General features: G+C 63.3%; 19 protein-coding genes. 11 read left to right on the top strand and 8 right to left on the bottom strand.

All coding sequences use genetic code 11. The annotated features are described in order from the left end of the window. Window positions 1–173 precede the first annotated feature (173 nt). Genes ACHFFA_RS04105 through ACHFFA_RS04090 form a run of 4 tightly spaced genes read right to left on the bottom strand, consistent with a single transcriptional unit; the run spans window position 174 to window position 2345 of the window. Complete coding sequence (locus ACHFFA_RS04105) at window positions 174–719, bottom strand: hypothetical protein (protein ID WP_394269568.1); 546 nt, start codon at window positions 717–719, stop codon at window positions 174–176. An 11-nt stretch (window positions 720–730) separates the two neighbouring features. After that, a complete protein-coding gene (locus ACHFFA_RS04100; protein WP_394269567.1) occupies window positions 731–1111 on the bottom strand; it encodes a hypothetical protein in 381 nt (126 codons plus the stop codon). Then, window positions 1108–1533 carry a phage holin family protein gene (locus tag ACHFFA_RS04095; RefSeq protein WP_394269566.1) on the bottom strand — a complete coding sequence of 142 codons (426 nt, stop codon included), beginning with the start codon at window positions 1531–1533 and terminating at the stop codon, window positions 1108–1110. The genes ACHFFA_RS04100 and ACHFFA_RS04095 overlap by 4 nt, the downstream gene beginning before the upstream one ends. 20 nt (window positions 1534–1553) lie before the next feature. Beyond that, window positions 1554–2345, bottom strand: coding sequence for a hypothetical protein (locus ACHFFA_RS04090; protein WP_394269565.1), 792 nt, complete (start codon window positions 2343–2345; stop codon window positions 1554–1556). 152 nt (window positions 2346–2497) lie between these two features. On the opposite strand from ACHFFA_RS04090, the gene eno reads away from it, so the two are divergent. After that, on the top strand, window positions 2498–3790 hold the full coding sequence (eno, locus tag ACHFFA_RS04085) for a phosphopyruvate hydratase (RefSeq protein ID WP_394269564.1): 1293 nt from the start codon (window positions 2498–2500) through the stop codon (window positions 3788–3790). On the opposite strand, the gene ribH is transcribed toward eno, so the two are convergent. Continuing rightward, entirely contained in the window at window positions 3787–4209 is a 423-nt protein-coding gene (ribH, locus tag ACHFFA_RS04080) for a 6,7-dimethyl-8-ribityllumazine synthase (protein WP_394269563.1), read from the bottom strand. The genes eno and ribH overlap by 4 nt on opposite strands. Window positions 4210–4211: 2 nt before the next feature. Then, a complete protein-coding gene (ribB, locus tag ACHFFA_RS04075) occupies window positions 4212–5462 on the bottom strand; it encodes a 3,4-dihydroxy-2-butanone-4-phosphate synthase (RefSeq protein WP_394269562.1) in 1251 nt (416 codons plus the stop codon). Window positions 5463–5651: 189 nt separating this feature from the next. Here ribB and ACHFFA_RS04070 point away from each other — a divergent pair, with 189 nt between their 5' ends. The 10 genes from ACHFFA_RS04070 to ACHFFA_RS04025 all read left to right on the top strand — a co-directional run bounded on the left by ACHFFA_RS04070 (window position 5652) and on the right by ACHFFA_RS04025 (window position 13716). Next, on the top strand, window positions 5652–6545 hold the full coding sequence (locus ACHFFA_RS04070; RefSeq protein ID WP_394269561.1) for a right-handed parallel beta-helix repeat-containing protein: 894 nt from the start codon (window positions 5652–5654) through the stop codon (window positions 6543–6545). A gap of 215 nt (window positions 6546–6760) precedes the next feature. After that, window positions 6761–8074, top strand: coding sequence for a tyrosine-type recombinase/integrase (locus tag ACHFFA_RS04065; protein ID WP_394269560.1), 1314 nt, complete (start codon window positions 6761–6763; stop codon window positions 8072–8074). Between the two features lie 21 nt (window positions 8075–8095). Further along, window positions 8096–8812 (top strand): hypothetical protein, encoded by a 717-nt coding sequence (locus ACHFFA_RS04060; RefSeq protein ID WP_394269559.1) that lies wholly within the window; start codon window positions 8096–8098, stop codon window positions 8810–8812. Between the two features lie 149 nt (window positions 8813–8961). Continuing rightward, the gene (locus ACHFFA_RS04055; RefSeq protein ID WP_394269558.1) at window positions 8962–9189 is read left to right on the top strand and encodes a helix-turn-helix transcriptional regulator; all 228 of its coding nucleotides are present in this window, start codon (window positions 8962–8964) and stop codon (window positions 9187–9189) included. After that, a complete protein-coding gene (locus ACHFFA_RS04050) occupies window positions 9186–9569 on the top strand; it encodes a hypothetical protein (RefSeq protein ID WP_394269557.1) in 384 nt (127 codons plus the stop codon). The genes ACHFFA_RS04055 and ACHFFA_RS04050 overlap by 4 nt, the downstream gene beginning before the upstream one ends. Before the next feature lie 33 nt (window positions 9570–9602). Next, complete coding sequence (locus ACHFFA_RS04045; RefSeq protein ID WP_394269556.1) at window positions 9603–10619, top strand: ATP-binding protein; 1017 nt, start codon at window positions 9603–9605, stop codon at window positions 10617–10619. A gap of 86 nt (window positions 10620–10705) precedes the next feature. Further along, a complete protein-coding gene (locus ACHFFA_RS04040; protein ID WP_394269555.1) occupies window positions 10706–10957 on the top strand; it encodes a hypothetical protein in 252 nt (83 codons plus the stop codon). Window positions 10958–11101: 144 nt separating this feature from the next. After that, complete coding sequence (locus tag ACHFFA_RS04035) at window positions 11102–11440, top strand: plasmid mobilization protein (RefSeq protein ID WP_394269554.1); 339 nt, start codon at window positions 11102–11104, stop codon at window positions 11438–11440. Beyond that, a complete protein-coding gene (locus ACHFFA_RS04030; protein ID WP_394269553.1) occupies window positions 11437–13392 on the top strand; it encodes an LPD7 domain-containing protein in 1956 nt (651 codons plus the stop codon). Before ACHFFA_RS04035 ends, ACHFFA_RS04030 begins: the two co-directional genes overlap by 4 nt. 45 nt (window positions 13393–13437) lie before the next feature. Continuing rightward, a complete protein-coding gene (locus tag ACHFFA_RS04025) occupies window positions 13438–13716 on the top strand; it encodes a hypothetical protein (RefSeq protein ID WP_394269552.1) in 279 nt (92 codons plus the stop codon). A gap of 3 nt (window positions 13717–13719) precedes the next feature. On the opposite strand, the gene ACHFFA_RS04020 is transcribed toward ACHFFA_RS04025, so the two are convergent. Together ACHFFA_RS04020 and ACHFFA_RS04015 are read right to left on the bottom strand one after the other, a co-directional pair. Beyond that, entirely contained in the window at window positions 13720–16311 is a 2592-nt protein-coding gene (locus ACHFFA_RS04020) for a DEAD/DEAH box helicase (protein ID WP_394269551.1), read from the bottom strand. Continuing rightward, on the bottom strand, window positions 16311–17810 hold the full coding sequence (locus ACHFFA_RS04015) for a site-specific DNA-methyltransferase (RefSeq protein ID WP_394269550.1): 1500 nt from the start codon (window positions 17808–17810) through the stop codon (window positions 16311–16313). Before ACHFFA_RS04015 ends, ACHFFA_RS04020 begins: the two co-directional genes overlap by 1 nt. Between the last annotated feature and the right edge of the window lie 34 nt (window positions 17811–17844).

Genomic DNA, 17844 nt, shown 5'->3' with positions numbered 1-17844 from the left:
CTCCGCGGATCGGTGACCCGACCTCCCATGACGAGGTAAAGGGTCTGATGGGTCTCTTTTTCTTCCACTGGGGCTGCGCTTTCACCGTAGTTTTGCCAAGGGCAGGCCCATAACGAAAGCGGCGCGCCAGGCAACCCCGGCACGCCGCTTGACCCTTATTCGCTTGGGCGTAGTCAGTAACCCAAACCGCGCTTGACGTTGCGTGAAGCGCGCTCCGAATTGCGTGTCGCCGTGCGGGTACCGGCGCGCAGCGCATCGGCGATGGCGTCGAGATGACGACCGGCACCACGTCCGGTATCACGCGCGGTAGTAGCCGTCGTATCGCCAAGGTCGCGCAGCTTGTCCCCCGCCGTGCGGGTCGCATCACGAGCGCCATCGAGCATCGACAGCGCGTAGGCAGCGAGCGAGTGCGAAGCAGCACTGGCCATCTGGCCACCCCGCCTGCCGACCCGGCGGCCCGGACGCGTCATCGCGCCGATGGCAAGGCCGAGTACGACCCCGCCAGCAACGGTAGCAAGGGGGTGCTTCTTGGCGAAGTCAACCGCCGTGCCGGCCGCGTCCTTGGCTTGGTCGGCCAGAGTGCGTTCTTCCAGGCGCTTGTTGCCGGCCTCGATGCGGGCGCGCAATTCGGCACGCTTCTGCTCGTCGGTCAGCTTGCTTTCGCCACCGAGGGGGGTGACGTTCGATTGGGGAGTGGGATTGGTGGCGTTATCGGCCATGTAGAAAGTCCTCAATAATGATGTTCGGAACCGAAACGCCTGTCGAACCGGCCATGTTCCGCGAACTCGTCGTCCTGATGGTGCGCGTCGTCGTAACCCTCGTCATCGGTTTGGTCGGAGCCGTAACCGAACAGCGAAAGGATGGGATTGCGTGCAAACCAGATCGCGACGGCGGCAACGAGTGCTCCCAGCGCGCCCTTGTGATTGTCCGCAACCTCGAGGGCTTCTTCGTACACGTCGGTGGCGCTGTCCTTGAGGCGGTCGACCGCTCGGGCACCCACGCCGCGCTGTGATAGATCGCTTTTGACCTGCGCATAGTCGGCCATGACGAGAGACTTTGCCGCATCGCGCAACTGACGGTCGGCAACGAATTGTGACTTCAGATCGGTCATGCGTTCTTGTCCGACATGGCGCTGCTAATCTCCGATAGCCGGCTCTTGAGCATCATTGCCATGATGCCGGCGATGATGGCGAACAGGCCGAAGACGATCAGTGTCGCCAGCCAGGGGCCAAGCTCTTCCGTGAGACCGAGCAGCAGGCCGATCGTAAGGGCGATCAAAGCCAGATGCAGGGCGATAAGCGCACCAAGCCCGAAGACCGATGCGCCCTTGGAACGATCGGCAACGTAGCTGGCGCGGCTTTTCTGGAATGCAAGTTCCGCCTTGGCGTAGCTCTTCCCGTCGGAGAACAGGGCGGACACATCGTCGACCAGCGACGATGTGTCCTCATAGCCTCCCGTCTCGGCATCGAAATGGGGTTCGGGGAGATCCTGGCGAAGATCTGGCGCCGAGGAAATGGTTCGATCAAGCGTCATGTCTTCGACCCTGTTATGGTTCAGCGACGGAACAGGCCGGACAGCATGAAGCCGGCAACCGCGGCGAGGCCAACCGCAAGGCCCGGGCTCTTGCGCACCATTTCGCGCGCGTCTTCCGTCAGTTCGTCCACACTGCGCTCGTCCAGCCGATCGGCATATTGGTTGAGCGAGCTCGACGCGCTGCGGGCATAATCGCCGTACTTCGCACCCAGCCGCTCGTCGACGATGCGGGCATTGTCGCTGACCAACTGGCTGAGCGAACGCAGCCCCTTGCTTGCCTGACCCTTGCCCTCGACCGCAAGTTCGCGGCCCTTGGTCTTCGCGCTGTCAGTCTTGACGCGAGCCTGATCACGCAATTCGCTGCTGCGGTCCTTGGCCTGCCCCTTGTAGGCGCTGGCGCGTTCGCCGGCTTCTGCGCGAAGTGCCGCAGCCCCGGCCTTGGCTTCGTCGAGCGCGGCGGAAAAGCGGCTCTTGGCCTCTTCGCGGTGCGGGCTGGTCGAATGCGACGACGAAGTGTCCTGCGAACCGGTCGTGGACGAGAAGGCCGAACCGGTCGTGCCCGCGGTGCTGCTGCCCGGTGTGCTGCCAAGGGCATTGCTGTCACCCGAGCCGGTCGACCCGGTGGTCGCCGCGCCGCTGGAATAAGTGCCGGTCCCAGTGCTGCCCGTGCTGGCGAAGGAACCCGAACCAGTCGTCGAGGTGCTTGCACCCTGGGTCGATGCAGTCTTGTCCATCAGCGAATCCTTCGAAGTCGCGGTGGAGGCGGGGGTGCTGTTCGGGTTCGATTTCCCGGTGCCGTCGGTATTGGCCATGATCTTGTCCTCGCAATGCATAATGCCGATGCCGGGGCATGCCCGGCGCGTGGTTTCTTAACGTCACTTGCACCTTAGGGTTCCGGCGAATAGGGCGCCGGTGCCTTGGCGCAGCGCCGGGCCGTCGCAACCTTACGCTCAGCAGGACGCACATGACCGCCATCCTTGATCTCCATGCTCGCGAAATCCTCGATAGCCGGGGCAATCCCACTGTGGAGGTCGACGTGCTGCTGGATGACGGCTCGTTCGGCCGCGCAGCGGTGCCCTCCGGGGCGTCGACCGGGGCACACGAGGCGGTCGAGCTTCGCGATGGGGATGCCGCGCGCTATCTGGGCAAGGGCGTGCTGAAGGCGGTGGAAGCAGCCAATGGCGAGGTCCGGGATCTGCTGGTTGGCAATTTCGATGCCGAGGATCAACGCGACGTCGACCTTGCCTTGATCGAACTCGATGGCACGCCGAACAAGAGCCGGCTCGGGGCCAATGCCATTCTGGGCACCAGCATGGCTGTCGCGAAGGCGGCGGCGAATGCCCGCGGCCTGCCGCTTTACGCCTACCTCGGCGGGGTCGGCGCCCATGTCCTGCCGGTGCCGATGATGAACATCATCAATGGCGGCGAACATGCCGATAACCCGATCGACATCCAGGAATTCATGGTCATGCCGGTGGGCGCCGACGGCATCGCAGAAGGCGTGCGCTGGGGCGCGGAAATCTTTCATACGCTCAAGAAGAACCTGGCCCAGAAAGGTCTCGCCACGGCGGTGGGCGACGAGGGCGGCTTTGCCCCCGATCTCGCCAGCACGCGCGCCGCGCTCGACTTCATCATGGCATCGGTCGAACAGGCGGGCTTCACGCCGGGTGACGACGTGGTCCTCGCGCTCGATTGCGCCGCCACGGAATTCTATCGCAACGGGCGGTACGAAATCGCCGGCGAGGGGCTCTCGCTTTCGGGCGAGGAGATGGCGCAATACCTTGCGCAGCTATGCCAGGACTATCCGATCCGCTCGATCGAAGACGGGATGAGCGAAGACGATTTTGCCGGCTGGAAGACCCTCACTGACCTGATCGGGCGCGATGTGCAGCTGGTCGGCGATGATCTGTTCGTCACCAATCCTGCGCGCCTGCGCGACGGGATCGGCCGCGGGGTGGGCAATTCGCTGCTGGTCAAGGTGAATCAGATCGGGACGTTGACCGAAACCCTCGAAGCGGTCTCCATCGCGTTGCGGGCGGGGTACACCGCGGTCATGTCGCACCGTTCGGGCGAGACCGAGGATGCGACCATTTCCGATCTTGCCGTCGCCACCAATTGCGGACAGATCAAGACCGGCTCGCTTGCCCGGTCGGACCGGTTGGCAAAGTACAACCAGCTGATCCGGATCGAGGAAGAGCTGGGCGACAGCGCCCACTATGCCGGGCGCGCCTGCTTCGGGCGGATCGGTTCCGCCTAACCGGCGAACCGCGTCTGCAAATCAAGCAAAGCGAGGGCGGCGCGTGCCGCTTCGCCGCCCTTGTCCTTGCGATTCGCATCGGCGCGTTCGAGTGCCTGCGCCTCGTTCTCCACTGTCAGAATGCCGTTGCCGATGGCCAGTCCGTCGATCGTCAGCGCCATGATGCCCCGGGCGCTTTCGCCCGCGACGATCTCGAAATGATAGGTTTCGCCGCGGATAACCACGCCGATGGCAACATAAGCGTCGTAGCTTCCGCTTTCCGCTGCCAGCGCGATCGCCGCCGGGATTTCCAGCGCGCCGGGCACGGTCAAAACGTCGACCTCGTGCCCGCCCGCCTCAAGCGCAGCGCGCGCACCCGCCACCAGCATGTCATTGAGATGTTCGTAGAAGCGGGCTTCGACGATCAGGATACGGGCCATGGTCACTCCGGTATGGGTTCTTCGCCGACGATGTTGAGACCGTAGCCCTCGATCGCGACGATAGTGCGGTGGGAATTAGTGAGCAGGATCATGTCATCGATCCCGAGATCAGCGAGGATTTGCGCGCCGATCCCGTAGGCGCGAAAATCGCCGCCCTCGGCGCCCGCGGCTTCCGGCATCGCGGCGCGCGGGTTGATGAGGAGGACGATCACGCCGGTCCCGTGCTTGCCGATGGCCGCCATCGCGCGCTGGAGGGTTCGCTTGCGCGGGCCGGACTGGCCCATCACGTCATCGAGCAGCGAGATCGTGTGCACCCGCGTCAGGGTCGGCGCCTCGGCTGAAATCTCTCCCTTTTGCAGCACGAAGCTTTGCGCCCCGTCCACCGTGTTGCGATATGTGATCAACTTCCAGTCGCCGCCGTAGTCGGACTGGAAGCGGGTTTCGGATATCCGTTCGACCAGATGGTCATGGCGCATCCGGTAGGCGATGAGATCGCGGATGGTGCCGATCTTCATGTCGTGCCGCCGCGCGAAGGCGATGAGATCGTCGAGGCGGGCCATCGTGCCGTCCTCGTTCATGATCTCGCAGATTACGCCCGAAGGGTTGAGCCCCGCCAGGCGCGAGATGTCCACCGCTGCCTCGGTATGGCCGGCGCGGACCAGCACCCCGCCATCGCGCGCAGCGAGCGGAAAGACATGGCCCGGCGTGACGATATCGTCCGGCCCCATCGTGGCATCGATCGCAACCGAAACGGTCCGTGCCCGGTCAGCGGCGCTGATGCCGGTGGTCACGCCGCTTTTCGCTTCGATCGAGGTGGTGAACGCGGTCTGCATGCTTTCGCGGTTGTCGCGGCTCATCGGCTGCAGGCCGAGCGCCTCGATCCGCTTGCGATCGAGCGACAAGCAGATCAGCCCCCGTCCGTGCGTAGCCATGAAATTGATGGCGTTCGGGGTGGCCATCTGGGCCGGAATGACGAGATCGCCTTCGTTCTCACGGTCTTCATCATCGACGAGAATGAACATCCGCCCGTTGCGCGCCTCGTCGATGATCTCTTCGGCGCCCACCAGAACGGGGGTCTCGTCATTCGATTCAAGGAAGCGTTCCAGCTTTCCCAGCGTGTCTGCCGTCGGGTTCCAGTCGTCGGAGGTGCAATCGCGCAAGGTATTGGCATGAAGCCCGGCGGCCCGTGCCAGACCGGAGCGGCTGATGAGACCTTGCGCGACAAGTGCGCGAACCTTGGCTATCGTATCCATGAGGCGGCCGGTATCACATTACGCTGTGATAGCCAAACCCAAACACATCCTGGTGTGACATCAATGGCGGGGGCAATTGTGGCGGAGGAAGGCAGCGTAACGTCACCGACCGTTCAGACCGCAGCCCTAGCTTTGGGCATGCTTGCCTCATGTGCGCAGGATAACGGTAATAACACTGCAGGAGCGATGATGAACCTCGAAACGATCCTGACCGGATGTTCCGGCGGAGAGACCATCGATCTCGCCGGAAAGACGATCGAAAGCGCCGAGGTTAAGGATTATGCCTTTGCCGACCCTGTTACCTTGAGGGGGGGAACCTATCGGGCAAGCGGCACAAAACGCCATGCTTTCCGGCTCAACAACTGTGCCGGGCTTAATTTCGAGGACGGCGAAGTGGTTGGCGACGATCGCAGCCAGACCGGCTTCCTGTTCCAGCACTGCCGCGATATCGCCATGCGGCGGATGAAGTTCCGCGGCCTCAGGCATGGGGTCGCCGCAAGCCAGTGCGACGGCTTCACCCTCGAAGGCTGTGCGTTCCGCGATCTTCGAGTCGATGCGTTCCGCAGCGGCGGTTCGCGGCGGGTCCGCGTCATCTCCAACTACGCCACCGATTTTCACCCCATCAATACCGGGGGCAAGGGCGACCACCCCGATTTCATCCAGTTCTGGCCGCTTTACGGTTCGGACAACAGCGAGATCGAGATCATCGGCAATCGCTTCGAACGTGGTGACGGCCTGCCCGCGCAGGGGATATTCGTGCGCGGGATCTATGTCGACAAGCAGACCGGTCAACCCAAGCGTCCGCAGTTCGGTCGGGTGATCATTTGCGGGAATGTCATCGATGGGGGGCTGCGCAACGGGATCAGCGTATCCGGCGTCGCCAGCGGCCAGGTGACCGACAACGTCGTGCTGAGCCGCGAAGGTGAGGGTTTCCAGTCGTTCATCCGGATCAGCCGTGCGAATGTAACCGTTCGGGGAAACGTCGCGGAAAAGTTCATCGGCGATATAGACGAACAGACCAATCTGCGCGGCCGCCGGGCGGCCCCGAGCGCGAGCGAACAGCGGGCAACATGCGCCGTGTGATTTGTGATTACCCGGAAAGAATGGTGGACGCACTAGGGCTCGAACCTAGGACCCGCTGATTAAGAGTCAGCTGCTCCTGTTGGGACGAATTAGGACGCCGTTAGAAAGTTCCTTCCCCTACAGTAATTTACCGAGAATTCGCTTGACCGAGATCGGTTGATCATGGCTCTCATTGGACATCCGGTGCTTGCCGGGTGATTGCTGATGAGGAAAGCATGCCTACCCTGAAGATCACAAAACGCGCTGTCGACTCGCTGCAGCCGTCCACCTCCCAAGCCTTCGTCTGGGATACTGAGGTGAAGGGCTTCGGGCTCAAGGTCACAGCTAAGGGCAAGCGCACCTATATCTTTCAGTATCGAACTGGCGGGCGAGAGGCGGCGACCCAGCGTGTCACGATCGGTGAGCATGGAAGTCCGTGGTCGCCGGACTCTGCTCGGAAAGAAGCGTTGAGACTGGCCGGCCTAGTGCGCCAGGGAGGCGACCCACGTGAGGACGCCCGGCAGCGTCGCAAGGCGGCTGTAACACTCGCCTTTAGCGATTATGCCGATTTCTTCGTCGAGCGCTACCTTAAGGTGAATTGGAAAACATGGCGGGAGGCAGAGCGCATCCTCAACAGGGATGTTAAGCCCGTGTTCCGCCGCCGTCCGTTGCCGTCGATTACCAAGGCCGACATAGATGACCTGCTCGGGGGCATGGACGATCGGCCCGCGCTGAAGCGGCAGGCCTACGCCATCCTCAACAAGCTCTTCAACTGGGCCATGAAGAACCGAGGCGACATTTCAGCGTCGCCGATGGCCTCGATGGAGGCAGTATCCACTGTTCCCTCTCGCGATCGACACCTTTCGGCGGAAGAGATGGCCGCGTTCGCTCTCGCGGCCGACGCGACCCCATACCCCTTCGGACCGTATTTCCTCGTCTTGGCCGGAACTCTGCAGCGTCGCGAGACCGTCGCCGGCGCCGATTGGGCCCAGATGTCACCAGCCGGCGATCTATGGTCAATTCCGGCGAGACTGATGAAGAATAAGCTCGACCACCTGACGCCGTGCAATGGGGAAGTGCGTGAGACCCTGGCTGTGCTGGGCTATAAGCGCGCCGGCCTGATCTTCACCACGACAGGCAAGACCGGCGTAAGTGGTTTTTCCAAGGCGAAAGCAACGTTGGACAAACGCATGCTTAGAATCCTGCGAACCCGTGCGGAGCAGCGCGGCGAGGACGTCACTCACATTGACGATGCGACGCTACTGCCCCCTTGGAGGTTCCATGATCTTCGTCGAACTGGGGTTACCGCCCTACAGGCGATGGGGGTGCCCGTCGAAGTGACGGAGGATCTCTTGGCGCACACCAGTGGCACACGCGGAGGTGTGGCCGGCGTTTACAATAAATATAGATACTTGCCCGAGAAGCGTGTGGCGCTGGACCTATGGGGCGAGTTCCTGCGTGACGTGCGGAGCACTAAGCTGGCGGCAGAGCCGCACAGGAAGTGGCTCTACGCGACGAGGTTGAAGCGCTTGGACGTGGATGCCACCTGATGCCCGCTTCGGGGTGGCAAGATGCACGATTATTTCTGGAGCTTGGAGGGTCGCCGAGACTGGTATGAGCAGGATCCTCAGCGTTTCACTACGCTGGCCAAGTTTTTCCTGGATTACGGGCGGCTGCGCTATGGTGCCGCGTGGGATGGAAATTTTGGAAAACCGAGCGAAAAGACCGCGAAACCTCTGCGCGAGGATATCGCGCAACGTGCGGCAGGCGGTCAGCTGAAGACTGTTGTCCTCAATCCCAAGACCTTCAAATTCGTCGAAGTGGGCCCAGAGCATTGGCGCAACGAGGCCGCGTTCAGAGCTATTTTCTCCCGATGCCAGCTCGATCCGAGTGATCCTGCGAAAGTATCGTCAGATGGATCTCACCATGGGAAGGTCTTCGTCACCAATGAATCAGCCAAGGCGGTGCTGTCAACGGTCGGACTGTCTTCGTCCTCAGACTCATCAAGCATCATTTCAACCGACTATTTCTCCACCTATCTTCGATTCCTGATCCATCTCGCTCAGACGAAGCAGAGCGATCTTGACGGCGCGCCCGCAAAGTCAGTGCGCGGCATCATCGCGGATGAATGGGAAGTCTGGAAACAGAACGAGCCGGCACTGCAGGGAGGCGGCCCGCTCGGCGAATTGTCGGATCGACTGATTACCGGAATGGCCGTGCTGCTGCGCGGCGAAAGTGCGCGGATCGCTCGAATCGCGGGCGCGCGAAAAAATGGCGGCACGAATTAATCGTGGCAGACTAGCATCATAGCGAGAGGTGACGCCTTAGTTTGGAGCTGTCACGGAATGCTGCGCCGCAATGACGCCTTAGACGGCTCGTCTTCCACGAGCGATCTCCGACCCCGCTGCAACGCCGCGGCGATAGTCGGAGAACGACATTGGATATCGATCATAAGAAGTGGGCGAGTGCGGACGAGTGGTTGACCACCGTCCAGCTCGCCGCCCTCACCAAGACCAGCCGCAGCCTCTGGGATAAGATGCGCGTTCGGGGTGACGGCCCCGTGTGGACCCATTGCGGCAACCGGCCGCGCTATCGCCGGGCCGATGTCGAGGCGTGGCTAATCTCCCGCACCATCCGCAACACTAGTCAACGGGGGCGGCCGTGAACCGGCTGCGACCGCATTTCGCGGATCAGCAGGCGCAGAAGGCGCGGAGGCGGCTGCAGGGCGATATCGTGCGCGATTATCGCGACGACATCGTCGAACTCCTCGCGGACGACGGCGCGACGTTGAGCGAAGTCGCCCTGGCTGTCCGGGCGCGGGGCGAACCCGTGCTCGATCACGGATTCAAGGCCGAAATCCTGAAGCAGATCGGCACGGTCAAGAACATCAGGTCGGGCCACGCGAAAGTCGCAGACCTGCGGGGGGCATCCCCCGTGTCTGAACCGCAGACGCAAAAAGCCAAGCTCATGCCCAGCTTAACCGATGCCGCCGAGGCTGTCGGCGACGATGACGACCAGTTCGCGGCTCGGAGGCGGCGAGGCTGATTGCCCTTCACACACCAGATCAAGGAAAAGATCATGACCGACTTTAAGACCACCACGACACTTGCGACTACCCCGGCTCCCGAGCTTCCGTCCGCGCACAAGAAGCGCAAGCTCAAGGTCATTCTCATCGGCCCCAACGGGGGCGGAGTGCGCAAGACCAAAACCGCATTAGTCATCGGAAGTGTCGCCGCCGCGGCCGGATCTACCGTGATCTACGTTTGCGCCGATCGGGGCATTGGCAGCCTGTCCGCCAGCTTGAAGGAGGGTGGCCCCAACCGCGTTGAGCTGCTGCCGGACGAGGAGACGGGCACCTACGCAGAAACCCTCATGGCCATTGCCGAGGAAGATGACGCCGATGTCATCATCATCGATCTCGGTGCCAACGAGATGCTGAACAGTAAGTCTCGTCGAACCGTCCGAGCCGCATTGCGTCAGCTCAAGGCGCTCGGCCACGACGCCTTGGTCGTGCTTTCGCTGGTGGCAGGCAAGGTCGGCCTCGACGAGGATGCAAGCAACTTTGCGCGGCAGATGTCGAAGGACGCGGAGGTCATCCTGGCCTTCCACGGCCGTGATGAGGGAAGCGACTTCACGAAGTTCGATGAGCTGAAGGAAGATTACGCGTCGGTAGAGGTGGCAGCCGATCAGCTCGCCATCTTGGGCCTGATCACCGCCGCGGGGGTCACTCCGTTCGATTGGTGCTCGGCGCCGCCCGGTGGGTTCGCGATGGCGGCTGCATGGACAGCGCACAACCTCCTGCAGCTCGCGCAGCAGCCGGTTATGGCCGACCTCGTCAGCGCCGATCTGGCCGTGCCCGTCCTCGCCACGCTCGCAAGCGGCCGGCCGCAGCGATTCTATATCGGCCGCAATGCGAAGTGGCAGGTGCGTGACGAGGCTCTGGCTGCCGACGCTGTTGAGATCATGGCTGAGCGAGTGATGAAGCGTCTGACCAGCAGTGCGGACGACGCCACCGTTCTTGCTGCCGCGCGCGCATTCATCGACGCCTCCACCGCCAGAGAGGCCGCCTATCGCGTCGCGAAGCTCGCCGTCTGAACCGCGGCATCACCCGAACCATATCATTCCGCCCGCTCGGCCGCCGCCGTTGGTCCGCCAAGTGGCCTGCCTACTCGGAGTTAGCCATGATCAATCACAAACTCGTCTCTGTGCCGCTCTCGCGGGAGTTCATCCGCCTCGCTCGTTTGGCCCGGAGCGAGGGTTATGCAATCGGCTCGACATCAGAGAGGATCGTCGCTGCCCTGTTGAACGGCCGCGCCGACTGGCTTCCGGAACCCTATTTGGACCCGCTCGAAGCGGTCAAGCGGCTCCACGCAGGCGGCGCGGACTGGTGGCACACCATGCTCTATGTGCACGGCCAGGACTGGCGTGAGTAGCAGATCGGTCATGTCGGCCTGTCCGATCCTCAGCGAAACCCCGACCAGTCGGCGACTAGTCGCCGACCATTGGGAGAACATAAGCAGAAGAACACAGGATGGGGCGTGTTTACGCCCGGGTTCGCCGCTCCGCGCCCTGCGGGCTTGTCGCAGCAGAATGGGAGCATGCTCGTGACGCAGTCGAAGAAGGAGTCGCACGTTGTTGCCGTGCGCCTCACCTCCCCGGAGCGGGCGAACCTCGCCGCGCATGCCGCAGTCGAAGGCAAGTCGGTGTCCGGATATATTCGGGACGTGCTGGATGATGCACGTGCCCGCCCGCGGCCCACACTGGCAGCGGCCGGCGCGTTGCTTGGAATCTGCGATGCGCTGCTGGCTGCCGCAGCAAAGATCGAGCTAGACCAATCTACGCGTGATCTCATCGCGGAGCAGGCGCGGATCGTCCTTGGGATCATCCAGCTGCACGAGCGGGAATACCGCGCGTGATCATCAAGAAAATCCGGCGACGGGCACCAGGACGAGAGCCCCACGAGGCTGAGTTCGCTTACCTGATTCACCTGTCACGCTACGTCGGGCGCGCCGATGTCGCCGACCTGCACGAACTCGTCCGGCTCTCCGACGACGTGTATCTCCAAGATCTTGCCCGCTACGCTATCGCTGAGGGCCGTGAGACGCCTGTCCTGGCGGCGGGTGGCAGGAACCTGCACGGCACGAGCCTTTCAGAGTGGCAGGCCGAATTAGCCGCCCTTCTTCATCGCTGTCCCGACTCCGCGGGCGCGATCGATCACTGGGTCTTCAGCTGGCCGGAGGGCGAGAAGCCGACGGTGGAAGAGGTCGAGCGCGTGATCGCGATCTTCATGCGATCACAGGGTCTCGAGCGCTGCAAGGGCGTGTGGGGGTATCACGACGACACGGACAATGCGCACGTCCATCTGGCTAGCGTGAGGATTGACCCAGTCACCGCCGCCAGGGTGACCGCTGGCGACGGTTGGGAAATCGACACCGCTCATCGCGCAAAGGCGGTGATCGAAGCAGAGTTTCCCCACTGGGTTCCGGAGACTGGGTCGCGATATGCCGTCCGCAGCGACCGGTTGATTGAGCGAGCGTCAGGTCGGGTGATCGGGGACGCGCATGATCCATCCACTTGGGCGCGCCGGCGCGCGAAGACGATCACGACCGCGTCCAAACCTAAGCGCGATCACAAGGCAGTCGACCCGGATTCGCTCGCCTATGAAGAGGCGACCGGTTTCATGTCGCGAAAACGCGTTGCGCTTGACATCGCCGTGCCGACCGTTCTCGCAGCAGATACGCTGGACGCGGCGCACGCCGCACTGGCGGAGCAGGGTATCGAGCTTCGCCGGCAACGATCCGGCGCGGCGTTTGTAATCGACGGCAAGACCGTCAAAGCATCCATTGATCGCCGCACGTCATGTGAGGCGATAGAAAAGAGGTTCAAGCAGTCGCTTGCCTCGTCCCCATACAGACCGGCAGCGGTTCGGCCCCGGGAGCGCTGGCCTAACGATGCGGATCGGCGTGCCTACTATGCTCTTCGCCGACCGCATGATGAACGATTGTCGGAGGCGGCAGCCAACGTCCGCGGCGCGCTCGGCAGCCGCTCTAAAGACGAAGCCATCAACGCCGCGTTCGAAGCCGCGATCGGCGCGGCAGCCTTCCCTTCGTTCGCTGCGTGGCGAGCGGGCGCGGAAGTTCCTGATCCGGCCGCGGTGGTTTTCGCCGCATTGGGGTTCAGCACTGTGTCAGCTAGGGGGCACGCGCAGATCAAGGCCGCTCAACCTCTTCTGGAGGGTTTCCGAGCAACTCAGCTCAAGGGGCGCGTGGTCTATCGAGCCGCGGGTCATCGCGCTGGACCTCCCGCCTTCATCGACCTCGGCGACAAGGTTCTTGTCCATGCGGCAAGCAATCGTGCCGCCGTGCGAGCAAGTTTGCTGCTGATCGCCTCTCGGTTTCCAGATAATCGGATCGCCGTCACCGGCGATCGCGCGTTTCAGACGCTGGTGCTTGAGATCGCCACCGCTCAGGGGATCGTCCTTGATGGCTCTCTCGGCCGGGAGCAGGCGAAACGGGGCGTGCCGCCCGCAGGAGCCGCTGCCGGGACCGGCCATCCGAGCAGGCCGCCGGCAACACCGATCCGGCCCTTGCCAGAGACGGTTCAGCAGACGCCGCAGCTGAACTCCGCGCGACACGCAGAACGCGTCCTGGCGATGCTGGCCCATTTGTTCCACCGCAGCGACTGGAGCATCGACGATCATTGGACGCGGACCTCCCTCGACGAGGTAGCCCGCGAAGTCCCAACCGCGCCGCGCTCGTTGAGCGAAGTTGGACTTCCCGCATCGGAGTTCGCTCGTGCTGCCCCACCGGCGGCAATTGATCAGGCGCGGCGCGCCGTCGCCCTGGCCGCCGCTGCAAGGTCGCGATGAGTTCGCCGCGTGGTCTCATGCCATCCATAGAAGAAGGAGAGTGTAATGGTCATTTCCCCGTCCACCACTTCAGCCACGGTCATGGGAGCCGAAACTGATTTCGTCCCTTCTGCGTTCAGATTGTTGAACACGCCTCTCGATGCCCGCCCGCCGACCGCCTGCTCATCGTGCCCATCTGCGATCTGGTTCCAGCAGGACGGCTGGCGGTGTTTCTGTAACGTGATGAAATTTCTGCCGTGGCAGCGCGAAAGCACGCCGATCACCGCTTGTGACGCTCGGGAAGCATCTGTTGCTCGCTACGCCGAAGAACGTCGGAAGCTATGAGTGCTATCGATCGATCACCGCATCGATCTGCCGAGCCACGCCGCCGCCGCGATCCAACTCCGCCCACAGGAATAGCACCGATCCGCCGCTCACCTCTTGCAGCCGCGCGCCGATATTCCGCTTCTCCCGACTGTCGGCATTATCGGTGCGGTCGGCCCCCTTGTATTCCACGATGAGTTTACGGCCATCGGTCAGCTCGGCCACGAAGTCCGGGTAGAACAGGTCGGTCGAGGTCGGCAGCGCGTAGGACCAGGCGGTGCGATCCACGTTGCGGACCCAGAAGCGCACGGCCGGGTGGTCATCAATGGCCACGGCAGCCATCCATTCCTCGCCGCCGTGCTTCAGATCGCCCACCTGCGAGAAGAGGTGCTTCCGCGGGCGCCACGGTCCGGAGTAGGGCGTGCGTGGATCGTAGCCGGCCTTGCTGAAGCTGAAGCCGTTGTCGCCCAGCGCAAGCACCGGCGCGATGTCATCCATCAGGATTTGGACGCCCCGCGCGCCTGCCTCATTACGAAGCTGCGCCACGCGCGCTACGATGGCGCGGCGCAGCGCATATTTGCCCCTGACGAGCTGCGGGAGCAGGATCCTTTCGGTGACGCCTTCCACGACGCGCCGGCAATATTCCAGGAACACCGGCTGGGCGACGTCACGCTGTCGCGTTGTGCGGTCGAGCCACCGGGAGAGGGCGGCCACGTCCCAGTCAGTGGCATCGTCGAGCGCCAGCTCGGCGGCTGCGTCGATGCGACTGTAGATGACCTGGTCCCCGTCCACGTCCATCTCGAACGTGTCCGGGCGGTCGGTGAGAGCGAAGCCCGGAAGGCTCGTATCGACCTGCCGCAGATCCCAGCCGCCGACATCGACCAGCGTCTCCGGAAAGACGATCTCAAACTGCCCGTCGCGCTCGATCGCCAGACGCGGCAGCGTCAGCACCTCTCCCTGCTCCGCTGGCGAAAGCGCCGCAGCTCGTTGGACGATGAACGCTTCCACGGCAGCGGTCGGCGCTATCTCCGGCGTCGCGACGGCCGCCGCCACCTCCCGCAGCACCTGATCGGGCGCGGTCGTGTCGAAGGTGATGGCAACGCCGCCCTCACCATCATCAGCGATCCGTGTCGCTGCCACCATTTCGGGAGTCCAGTCGCTCTGGTCGGGCCGCTCCTGGACTCTCAGGACAGGCAGTTCCGGTTGCGTGAAGAGGGACTGGTCCTCGGTCCAGTCGAAGCTCTCTGGCTGCTCTACGATCGCCTCGAGCGCCGTGCGCTCATCAAACCCCATCTGAGTCAGACGGTCCTTCAGCCCCTCGGCCGCCTCGAAGAAATTCCGCTCCGAGACGTGAGCATAGGCGCGATTCAGCTCCTCAGAAGAGCGACGCGTAGCGAAAGGCATGCGCAGCACCCGCCCCAACAGCTGCTCCACGGCACCGCCGCTGCGAATGCTGGCCAGCGAGCAGAACACATAGGCGAAGGAGCAGTCCCAGCCTTCCTTGAGCGCGTCCACGGTGATAACGTGCTCGATCGTGCAGGCGGGGTCGAACAGGTCGATCCCGTCGAGCTCCCGCTGATTGCCGGTCGCCACGGCGATTCGATCCTCAGGGATGCGGCAATCCTCGATCAGGTGCTGCCGGACCACGTCCACCGTCGCCTCCGCACCTTCACGGGCGGGCATCGCCTGGTAGAGAGCGATAGGCCGGATGCCGCCGCCGTCCTTGGCGGCGATGCCCTCGAGCCAAGCTCGGTTGTCGACCGCATGAACGATGGCCGCTTGCCAACTGCCATGCTGCGACAGGTGGATCGGCAGCTTGATCATGTCCGCCGACTTGATCTCGGCAGCCGTCGCCGAGACGATGACGTTTGAGCGCACCGGCGTTGCGGTGAATTCCACCACCGCGGCCGGTCCAAGCCGCCCGAACGTCTCGCCGGACAAGGTGGAGGTGAAGTTATGCGCCTCGTCCACGATCACCAGCGGGCGGTGCAGCTTGAGGAGGTTCGCGAAGCTGGCGATCGGCTTCCCCCGGCGCGGTCCTTCCTCGTGCCCGGCAAGGTCGACGCCCGCCGGCAGCGCCGCGAAATGTGGCTCCAACTCCTCGTCGTCGCGATAGACGTTGCGGTCAGCGACGTTGTTCACGCGGAAGGATTGAACGGTGGCGACGATCACCGTCGCCGCATCGGCCACGTCCTGTGGACGGAGCTGCCGCCGCTCGTCGATGCCGTAGACGCGGACCGCGCCGCCGAAGCTCGCCTCCAGCGCCCGGCGATAGGGATGGGTCGGCTTCTTGAGCGCGCCTAATGTCTGGTCGGCGATGGCGCTCGACGTGACGAGCCAGAGCACCACCGGAAAGCGGCGCGCGAGATACGTGTCGCGCGCGATGCCTACCGCATAGGCACCCAGTAGGGTCTTGCCGCCGCCGGTCGGCAGCCTCAGGCAACAATAGGGCACGTCCGGTAGACCTGAGAGCGGGCGATATGCTGCGGCATATGCACCGGGCTCCCCAATCGCGCAGGCGGCGGCATAGGCCTGCTCGTGTGGCCGAATCGCTGCCTGATCGAGGAAGGTGCGGAGCGCGTGGAGGGCGCGGAGCTGATAGTCCTTTAGTTCCATCAGCGCGCACTCACGTCATAGGGCGTCTGCTTGAAGGTGACCCGGGCTTCAGTCAGCCGCGCCGTTCCCAGCTTGCTCCACTCGCCGTAGACGGTCATCGGCCCCTCCCAGCCGCTCTCCGCGCGCAGCCGGGCGAGAAGTGCCGCGGTCAGCACGTTGCCGCCGGTGACCGAGCGATCGCCGAGAATGCCGTTGTAGAGCAGGACGTATGCCACGCCTTCATGAACACCCAGCACAGGCTGGTCGATGTCGCTCGTAAATGGCGTTCCGGTCTCGCTGAACCAGATATGCGCCGCAAGCGTCGCGAACCGGATGCTATCAGCGATGTGCCCGTCGGCTTCGAACACCGGCGCGCCCAAGCGGTAGAAGCGATAGCCGCCGCCGCCCGTCCAGCCCACCGCTTCAGATACGCCGCCCCGTTCGCCCGCGATCACCTTGTCGAGGCGCGGCTTGCAGTGCGTGACGGCATGGTCGCCCATCTCGATGCCGATCCACCGCCGTCCCATCTTGTGGGCGACGGCGGCAGTTGTGCCAGATCCTAGGAAGCTGTCGAGCACAAGATCGCCCGGGTTGCTGGCGATGTGGAGGATGCGCTGCATCAGACGTTCAGGCTTGGGAGTGCCGAATGACGCTTCATCGGGAAACAGGGCGCGCATCTCGTTCTTCGACGAGCGGTTGCTGCCCACATCCTCTTTTCGCCACAAGGTCCGGGGCACCAACTCTGCAACTTCAGACAGGTATCTCTTAATGCTCGGGCGCGCGGATCCATGCGGGCCCCACCAGACCCGTCCATCGGCATCGAGTTCACGTAGCCGGTCCTCCGACACGCGCCAGAAGCGCCCCGCCGGCGGCTGAAAGGTGCGGCCAGTCGGCCCTTCGATCGAATACAGACCCCGCGAATAAGGTTTATTCGCGTATGGATCGCCCGGTAGCCATGGGCCACGGGGGTCGTCATCGGGGTTACTGTAGATCGAGTTCGCCGCTTCGGTTCGAGGGAGCCGGCGAGGAGCCCAGTCATCCCGCCGGCTGTAGCCGAAGATGTAGTCGTGGTCAGACGAGAGCTGCCGAGCTGAATTACGGGGCGAGTCAGCCTTCTCCCAGATCACCGTATCGATGAAATTGGCTCGCCCAAACACCTCGTCCATGACGACCTTGAGGTAATGTCCCTCGTTGTCGTCGATCGACACCCAGATGCTGCCGTCCTCCGCCAGCAGCTCGCGCAGCAGCACGAGGCGCGGATAGATCATTGCCAGCCATTGGCTGTGCTCCAGATTGTCGTCGTAATGTTCGAATGCCGATCGCGTGTTATAGGGCGGGTCGATGTAGATGCACTTCACCGCCCCCTTATAATAGGGCAGCAGCGCCTTGAGCGCGTCTAAGTTGTCGCCCTGAATGAGCATGTTGGTGGCATCGCCGTCGCCACCATCCAGCTCAGGCATCCCTTCCAGCAGCCGATACGGGACCCCCGCCGCCGCGCGCACGTCTTCTCCGCGCGTCATCCACTCCAGTATCGGCACCTAACCCCCAAACTTC

Source organism: Qipengyuania sp., assembly GCF_043423005.1.
In the GTDB taxonomy this organism is placed as follows: domain Bacteria; phylum Pseudomonadota; class Alphaproteobacteria; order Sphingomonadales; family Sphingomonadaceae; genus Qipengyuania.
This window is presented reverse-complemented; position numbering and strand designations above follow the sequence as displayed.

Excerpts from the sequence above, each read along its gene's own strand:
- ACHFFA_RS04105 (WP_394269568.1), bottom strand. The coding sequence starts at position 719 with ATGGCCGATAACGCCACCAATCCCACTCCCCAATCGAACGTCACCCCC.
- ACHFFA_RS04100 (WP_394269567.1), bottom strand. The coding sequence starts at position 1,111 with ATGACCGATCTGAAGTCACAATTCGTTGCCGACCGTCAGTTGCGCGAT.
- ACHFFA_RS04095 (WP_394269566.1), bottom strand. The coding sequence starts at position 1,533 with ATGACGCTTGATCGAACCATTTCCTCGGCGCCAGATCTTCGCCAGGAT.
- ACHFFA_RS04090 (WP_394269565.1), bottom strand. The coding sequence starts at position 2,345 with ATGGCCAATACCGACGGCACCGGGAAATCGAACCCGAACAGCACCCCC.
- eno (WP_394269564.1), top strand. The coding sequence starts at position 2,498 with ATGACCGCCATCCTTGATCTCCATGCTCGCGAAATCCTCGATAGCCGG.
- ribH (WP_394269563.1), bottom strand. The coding sequence starts at position 4,209 with ATGGCCCGTATCCTGATCGTCGAAGCCCGCTTCTACGAACATCTCAAT.
- ribB (WP_394269562.1), bottom strand. The coding sequence starts at position 5,462 with ATGGATACGATAGCCAAGGTTCGCGCACTTGTCGCGCAAGGTCTCATC.
- ACHFFA_RS04070 (WP_394269561.1), top strand. The coding sequence starts at position 5,652 with ATGAACCTCGAAACGATCCTGACCGGATGTTCCGGCGGAGAGACCATC.
- ACHFFA_RS04065 (WP_394269560.1), top strand. The coding sequence starts at position 6,761 with ATGCCTACCCTGAAGATCACAAAACGCGCTGTCGACTCGCTGCAGCCG.
- ACHFFA_RS04060 (WP_394269559.1), top strand. The coding sequence starts at position 8,096 with ATGCACGATTATTTCTGGAGCTTGGAGGGTCGCCGAGACTGGTATGAG.
- ACHFFA_RS04045 (WP_394269556.1), top strand. The coding sequence starts at position 9,603 with ATGACCGACTTTAAGACCACCACGACACTTGCGACTACCCCGGCTCCC.
- ACHFFA_RS04040 (WP_394269555.1), top strand. The coding sequence starts at position 10,706 with ATGATCAATCACAAACTCGTCTCTGTGCCGCTCTCGCGGGAGTTCATC.
- ACHFFA_RS04025 (WP_394269552.1), top strand. The coding sequence starts at position 13,438 with ATGGTCATTTCCCCGTCCACCACTTCAGCCACGGTCATGGGAGCCGAA.
- ACHFFA_RS04020 (WP_394269551.1), bottom strand. The coding sequence starts at position 16,311 with ATGGAACTAAAGGACTATCAGCTCCGCGCCCTCCACGCGCTCCGCACC.
- ACHFFA_RS04015 (WP_394269550.1), bottom strand. The coding sequence starts at position 17,810 with ATGACGCGCGGAGAAGACGTGCGCGCGGCGGCGGGGGTCCCGTATCGG.